At 68.0% G+C, this 6,958-nt stretch carries 5 protein-coding genes; all 5 read right to left on the bottom strand.

Annotated features, from left to right (window positions below; all coding sequences use genetic code 11):
- Window positions 1-446: 446 nt before the first annotated feature.
- Genes INT51_RS03655 through INT51_RS03635 form a run of 5 tightly spaced genes read right to left on the bottom strand, consistent with a single transcriptional unit; the run spans window position 447 to window position 6,861 of the window.
- Window positions 447-1,523, bottom strand: a complete 1,077-nt coding sequence (locus INT51_RS03655) for an ABC transporter ATP-binding protein (protein ID WP_193103838.1) — start codon at window positions 1,521-1,523, stop codon at window positions 447-449.
- Window positions 1,520-2,653 (bottom strand): ABC transporter ATP-binding protein, encoded by a 1,134-nt coding sequence (locus INT51_RS03650; protein ID WP_193103837.1) that lies wholly within the window; start codon window positions 2,651-2,653, stop codon window positions 1,520-1,522. The genes INT51_RS03655 and INT51_RS03650 overlap by 4 nt, the downstream gene beginning before the upstream one ends.
- An 8-nt stretch (window positions 2,654-2,661) precedes the next feature.
- A complete protein-coding gene (locus INT51_RS03645) occupies window positions 2,662-3,816 on the bottom strand; it encodes an ABC transporter permease (RefSeq protein WP_193103836.1) in 1,155 nt (384 codons plus the stop codon).
- A complete protein-coding gene (locus INT51_RS03640) occupies window positions 3,813-4,814 on the bottom strand; it encodes an ABC transporter permease (protein ID WP_193103835.1) in 1,002 nt (333 codons plus the stop codon). Before INT51_RS03640 ends, INT51_RS03645 begins: the two co-directional genes overlap by 4 nt.
- 31 nt (window positions 4,815-4,845) lie before the next feature.
- Window positions 4,846-6,861 (bottom strand): ABC transporter substrate-binding protein, encoded by a 2,016-nt coding sequence (locus tag INT51_RS03635; protein WP_193103834.1) that lies wholly within the window; start codon window positions 6,859-6,861, stop codon window positions 4,846-4,848.
- Window positions 6,862-6,958: the final 97 nt, after the last annotated feature.

The following is a 6,958-nucleotide window of genomic DNA, read 5'->3' as shown; positions in this document are numbered from 1 at the left end:
CACGACGACCGCGCCCGCGACCGTCTAACCACGGAACGAAACCCAGGGCGCTTCAAGCAGACGAGGACCAGGTGTGACCACTCGCGGTATTCCCACGAGCGATGACCACGCTCGACGGGTGAGCACCTGCACGATGTCCACCCGATCATGAACCTCGTAAAGCCGTAGCTGCAGAGCGGGGGCATCGGCTCGACCCACCCCTCGGGGTTCAGATCAGCCAAGAGCTCACGCCGGTTCGATCCAGCCGGGGTCCTGGGAGCCGCCACCGTTTTCGAGGACGCCTCGGATGGAGAAGTGGACCTGCTCGCCGCCAGGCCCGTCTGAGGCGATTGACCCCAATCACTCGCTCGTGGGATCGCTCGAGAAGGACATTCTTGAAGCCCTCGAGCCAGACGACGGCGTAGCGAACTCCGGCGAGCTGTTCCGCCGCAGCTCCAACCCCTGGCCTATGCCGACGCCGGCGTCGGTTCCGGTTCGGGCGCCGCCGTGACAGCCGGCTGATCGGCGATCCCACGCAGCGGCAGCTCGTCGGCGTAGTGGCATGCCGAGAAGTGCCCGTCGGCCGCTTCCTGCAGGGCAGGGGTGGTGGTGCGGCACAGCTCGGTGGCGTAGTGGCATCGCGAGGAGAACAGGCACCCCTCGGGACGGTCGGTGGGACTGGGCACCTCGCCCTTGGGGACGATGCGCCGACGGGGGGCGTCCGGGTCCGGCTGCGGGACGGCCGAGAGCAGAGCCTCGGTGTACGGGTGGCGGGGCCGGGAGAACAGGCTCTCGGTATCCGCCAGCTCGACGATGCGGCCGAGGTACATCACGGCCACCCGGTCGGAGATGTACTCGACGATCGAGAGGTCGTGGGCGATGAACAGGTAGGACAGCCCCAGCTCGTCCTGCAGATCCTTCAGGAGGTTGATGATCTGCGCCCGGATCGACACGTCCAGCGCGGAGACGGCCTCATCGGCCACGATCACCTTCGGATCGGTGATCAGCGCGCGAGCGATCCCGATGCGCTGACGCTGGCCGCCGGAGAAGCTGTGCGGATAGCGGCGCAGATGGGAGGGGTCCAGGCCGACCTTCTCGGCGATCTCGCGCACGCGGCGCTGCAGCTCCTGCTTGCGCGGCCGGCTGGTCGCGCGCAGGGGCTCGGCGATGATGTCGAAGACCGTCATCCGGGGGTCCAGGGACGACATCGGGTCCTGGAAGATCATCTGGATGTCGGGCCGGTGCTTCCGCAGCGCGCGGCCCTTCAGGGCGAGGAAGTCGACCGCACGACCCTCCTCCCGGTCGGCGCGAGCGGCTGGAGAGGCGGAGGCTCCGGGGTCGTAGTGCACGGCACCGGAAGTGGCCTCGATGCCGCGCACGATCACCCGGGCCAGGGTGGACTTCCCGCAGCCGGACTCGCCGACGACCGACAGGGTCTCGCCCGCCTCCAGGGTGAGGGAGACGTCGTCGACAGCGGGGAAGGACTCCGTGCGCGAGACGCTGAACTCCTTGGTCACGTGCTCGATCTGCAGCAGCGCACTCATGCGGGGGACTCCTCGGGGACGACGGGGGCGTGGGCGGGGTCGCTCGCGGTGGATTCGGTGGATCCGACGGGCTGATCCGGAACGGGCGCGTCCGGGTCGTGCAGGAAGCAGCGCACCTGGTGGCGGTCGGTCAACTCCAGCAGTCGCGGCTCGGCGGTCTCGCAGACCCCCTCGATCCGCGCCCCGCAGCGGTCACGGAAGGAGCACATCGCCGGCAGGTCGATCGCCTGTGGGACGGTCCCCTCGATCGCCTGGAGACGCTCGTCGCGGCCCATGCCGAAGCGAGGGATCGACCGCAGCAGCCCGCGGGTGTAAGGATGTTGCGGGTTCGCGAAGAGCTCGCGGACGGGGGCCTGCTCGACGATCCGGCCCAGGTACATCACCGCCACCTCGTCGCAGGTCCCGGCGACGACGGCGAGGTCGTGGGTGATGAACACGATCGCCATCCCGGTCTCCGCCTGCAGCTCCTGCATGAGCTCGAGGACCTGCGCCTGGATGGTCACGTCGAGCGCCGTGGTGGGCTCATCGGCGATGAGCACCTCCGGCTCGCAGGACAGCGCCATCGCGATCATGGCGCGCTGACGCATGCCTCCGGAGAATTCGTGGGGGTACTGGTCGATGCGCCGCTGCGCGTCACCGATCCCGACCCGGAGCATCCACTCCAGGCAGATGTCGCGGGCCTCGGCGCGATCGGCGGTGCGATGCAGGAGGATCGCCTCCATGATCTGATCGCCGATCGTGTGCAGCGGGCTGAACGCCGTCATCGGCTCCTGGAAGATCAGCGCGATCCGCCGCCCCCGCACTGCCCGGATCATGGGGCCGTCGCGCCGCAGCTCCATGATGTCCAGCGCGTCTGTCCCGTCGGCCCCGGACCCGTCGGCCCCGTGCAGCAGGACCCGTCCGGACTCGCGGAACGCCGCCGGATGCAGGCGCAGCAGCGACTTGGCCGTCAGGGACTTGCCCGACCCGGACTCTCCGACGATTCCCAGCGTCCGCCCGGCGCGCACCTCGAAGGAGACGCCGTCCACGGCGCGCAGCAGACCGTGCTCGGTGGGCACGTGCACCGCCAGGTCCTCGACCGTCAGGACCAGGTGGGCAGGGGGAGTCGTGTCCTCGGGCGTCGTCGTCATCGTGCTCCTCACTTGTGCGGATCGGCGGCGTCGCGCAGGCCGTCGCCCAGGAAGTTGAAGGCGAGCACCGTGATGATCACGAAGCCCAGCGGGATGAGCTTCCACGGATAGATCGCCACGTTGGTGATGTCCTGCGCCTCCTGCAGCAGCACGCCCCAGGAGGTCGCCGGGGCCTGCATCCCGAGTCCCAGGAAGCTCAGAGAGGTCTCTCCGATGATCATCCCGGGCACGGCGAGGGTCACCGCCACCACGAGGTAGGACAGGAAGCCCGGGACCAGGTGGGTGCCGATGATCCGCAGGGGTCGGACCCCCGCCACCCGGGCGGCCATCACGTAGTCCTCCCGCTTCAGCGAGATGAACTTCGAGCGCACCACGCGGGCGAGGCTGGTCCATTCGATGAACGCCATGATCACGGTGATGTAGAGGAACATCGTGATCACGGGTACCCGGGACGGGATCGCCGCGGCCAGCGCCATCCACAGCGGCAGCGTCGGGAACGAGCGCAGGATCTCGATGAGGCGCTGGATGAGGAAGTCGACGGTTCCGCCGAAGTAGCCGGCGATCGAACCGATCAGGATGCCGAGCACGAAGCTGATCGCCACACCGACCAGCGGGATCGTCAGGGAGACCTGCGACCCCATCAGGATGCGGGAGAACAGGTCCCGGCCCAGGCTGTCGGTGCCGAAGAGGAACACGCGGCCGCCGCCCTCGGCACCGAACAGGTGCAGGGTCGAGTTGAACAGTCCGAAGAACGACCATTCCGAGCCCTGGGTGAAGAACTCCAGGCGATGGATCTGCTCGTGGTCGGCCACGAAGAGGGGGCGCAGGGTCTCGGGGTCCCGCTCGAAGCTCAGCCCGTACACGAACGGGCCCACGAACCGGTCCTCGTGGAAGAGACGGATCATCGTCGGCGGGGCGTCGACGTAGTCGGAGTCGTAGCTGCCCAGCGAGTACGGCGCGAGGAACCCGGCGAGCACGGCGCACGCGTACAGCACCGCCAGCAGCACCATCGAGATCTGGGCCAGGCGGTGCGAGGAGAGCTTGGCCCACATCAGCCGCCACTGGCCGGCCGCGTAGTAGTTCTCCCGGCGTGCCGCGGCGGCCTCGAGGGATGATGCTCTGCGGCCGCGGAGCCGACCCAGGGCAGGGGAGATGACGCTCATGCTCGAGCCCTCCTCTCGTCACGGATGCGGGGGTCGAGCCAGGCCAGGAGGATGTCGGAGATCAGGGTGCCGATCACCGTCAGGATCGCCATGAAGCCGAGCCAGGCGCCCGCGAGGTACATGTCCTGGGCCATCAGCGCATCGAGCATCACCGGTCCCTGCGTCGGCAGGTTCAGCACGATCGCGGTGATCGTGGATCCCGTGAAGATCGCGGTCAGGGACCAGCCGATCGTGGAGACGATCGGGTTCAACGCGGCCCGCAGCGAGTACTTGCGCAGGTTCGTGGACTCCTTGACGCCCTTGGCGCGGGCGGTGAGCACGTGCTGCTTGGTCATCTCGTCGAGCATCTGCCCGCGCATGACGCGGATCAGCTCGCAGGTGGAGGCGGTCCCGATCACCACCACGGGGATCACCAGGTGCCGCAGCATGTCCAGCACCCTGGCCGGGCTCCATCCCTGGGCGGCGTACTCCGGGGACTGCAGACCCAGCATCGGATTGCCGAACCAGATGTAGGAGAGGTACATGAGGATGATGGCCAGCAGGAAGTTCGGCGTGGCCATCCCCAGGAACCCGACCGTGGTGAACACGTAGTCGCCCACTGAGTACTGCTTCACGGCGGAGTACACGCCGATCGGGATCGCCACCACGTACGTGAACACCATGGAGGCCACGGCCACGATCAGCGTGGTGGCCATGTACCGCTCGACCACCGCGAGCACCGGCTGGGAGTAGGCGAAGCTGTAGCCGAGGTCGCCGCGGGTGAGGATGCCCCAGATCCAGGCCAGGTACTGCGCGTACCACGGCTGGTCCAGGCCGTAGCGCTCCCGCAGCGCGTCCTGCTCGGCGGCGGAGAGCTGTTCGCCCTCCTTCTGCAGCTCCATCACGTGACTGGAGACGTAGTCACCGGGCGGCAGCTGGATGATCCAGAAGACGATCACGGAGATGACCAGGACCACCGGGATCATCATCAGCGTGCGCCGGAGGATGTAGGTCAGCACGGGATCGTCTCCCGCGGGGCACGGCCGAACCTCACGCCGTCTCAGCCTCCGGATCGACGAAGGTGAACTGCGCGGGACGGCCATGGCCGAGATCGCGGAACTCGTCGGCGAAGGTGGTCTCGGTGGGCACGTTGGCGAGATTGTTGCTGACGGAGAACAGACGCGGCACCGGCCCGGTGTAGCCGAGGGCCCACAGGTTCTTCTGATGGAACTGGATGATCTGCTCGGCGTAGGAGTCGATCTGCGCAGGGTCCGTCTGGGCGGACATATCCCGGTAGACGGTGATCAGCTCCATGACGTCGCCGGTGGGTTCGACCCCGCTGGCACCCTCGGAGGCGTACCAGGTGCCGTACTGGTTGTGCCACGGGGTGCCGGCGCGCAGCGGAACCACGGTGTCGGGGCGGAAGATCGGGTGGATCCCGCCGATCGCCCCGCGCGTGGTCAGCTGCAGCTGCCCGGAATCGTTCAGCTCACCGAAGCGCCCGCCGTCCACCAGCTGCACATCGATCTGGATGCCGATCTCCTCGAGGTGGTGCTTGAGGAGCTCCTCGAACTGCCCGGCCTGGGGCGCCTCCGACTCCTGGGTGAGGGTCAGCCGCAGCGGCTCCCCGTCCGGCCGGATGCGCCAGTCGCCGGAGCGGGCCAGCCCCAGGTCGTCCAGCAGCGTGTTCGCACGGTCGACGTCGTAGCTCGCCCACTTCTCGGCCCAGCCCTCCTGGTGGAAGGGACGGCCCTCGGCGATCGAGGACTGCTGCGGAGCGCCGAGTCCCAGCGTGAGCTGTTCCGAGAGCGCCTCGCGGTCCACGGCGACCGACAGCGCCTCGCGGAATCGCTCGTCGTGGAAGAGGCCGCGCAGCGTCTGGTCCGCAGGCTCCAGGTTGAACTGGATGCCGTGGGAGTACCAGTCCGCCGTCTCCCACTGCACTACCCGGTAGTCGCCCTTCTCGGCGTTCTCCTGCAGCAGGGTGAAGGAGCTGAACTCGAACTGGCCGATGTCGAAGTGGCCGTCGAGCACCTGCAGCTCCACGTGGCTGGGGTCCTGGTAGGTCTCCAGGGAGAGCTCGTCGATATAGGGCAGCTGATTGCCCTCCGGATCGGACTTCCAGTAGTAGGGGTTGCGCTCCCAGGTCACCTGCTCCGGGCCGGGCTCCGCGGTGGGGGTCCAGGCACGCAGCATCGGGCGGTCCGGCCAGAACCAGTAGTAGTAGCAGGCCGACTCGTACCAGCCCTCGAGGTCCTCGTATCCGCGCTCCTCGGCGATGGCCAGCGCCGCCTCCTCGCCGATGAACTCGTCGAGGACCTCCTTCATCCAGTGCGCCGGGGCGAACATCCACTTCGCGTCGATCGCGACGCGCTCGAGGAACATGGGCCGCGGATGCTGGAAGGCGATCTGGACGGTGTGGTCGTCGACCGCGGAGAACTCGGCCATCGCGCGCTCGCCGGTGGCGGGGTCGGTGGACCAGAACGCGTCATAGACGCTGCGGCCGAAGACCTCCGGGCGCATGATGCTGTCCCACCACATCATGACGTCCGCGGAGGTGAAGGGATGGCCATCGGACCACTTCATGCCCTTGCGCAGGTGGATCGTGTACTCGGTGAGATCGTCGTTGACGTCGAAGCCCTTGGCGACGTTCGGCTCCACACCATCGCCCTCGGGGGTGAAGCGGAACAGCGCCTCCTCGGTGGGCTTGCCGATCTCCCACGGGCCCTCCTGCGAGGCGCGGGTGGGGAAGTTCCAGGTTCCGCCGTGGACTCCGATCTGCTCCAGGACGGGCTCGACCATGATGTCCTCGAGCTCGGGCATGCGTTCCGTGATGGGCGGGAGCTCTCCGGCCTCGACCCGTCGGGCGAGCATGGGTGACTCGGTCAGCGCCTCGGACGAGTCGATCTCCTCGACCTGATTGATGGCCTCGACCTCCTCGGCGGCCGTTCCCTCGGAGCTGTTCGCGCAGCCGGCGACGGCGAGCAGTCCCATTCCCCCGAGCGCTCCGAGAGCGGTGCGACGACGAAATTCGACGGGGGTGCGAGTGCGGCTGGGAATGGCCATCTGATTCTCCTCCGGGTGGTCGTGCGGCGTTCCCCGTCGAACTCCGGGGCGGCTTCGGATGTTGACCGTACGGTGGGTATTCGTCCGGGCGGTGAAC

It is taken from the genome of Brachybacterium sp. FME24 (genome assembly GCF_014897705.1).
In the GTDB taxonomy this organism is placed as follows: Bacteria; Actinomycetota; Actinomycetes; order Actinomycetales; family Dermabacteraceae; genus Brachybacterium.
This window is presented reverse-complemented; position numbering and strand designations above follow the sequence as displayed.

Coding starts and splice junctions, on each gene's coding strand:
- INT51_RS03655 (WP_193103838.1), bottom strand. CDS start 1,523: ATGAGTGCGCTGCTGCAGATCGAGCACGTGACCAAGGAGTTCAGCGTC.
- INT51_RS03650 (WP_193103837.1), bottom strand. CDS start 2,653: ATGACGACGACGCCCGAGGACACGACTCCCCCTGCCCACCTGGTCCTG.
- INT51_RS03645 (WP_193103836.1), bottom strand. CDS start 3,816: ATGAGCGTCATCTCCCCTGCCCTGGGTCGGCTCCGCGGCCGCAGAGCA.
- INT51_RS03635 (WP_193103834.1), bottom strand. CDS start 6,861: ATGGCCATTCCCAGCCGCACTCGCACCCCCGTCGAATTTCGTCGTCGC.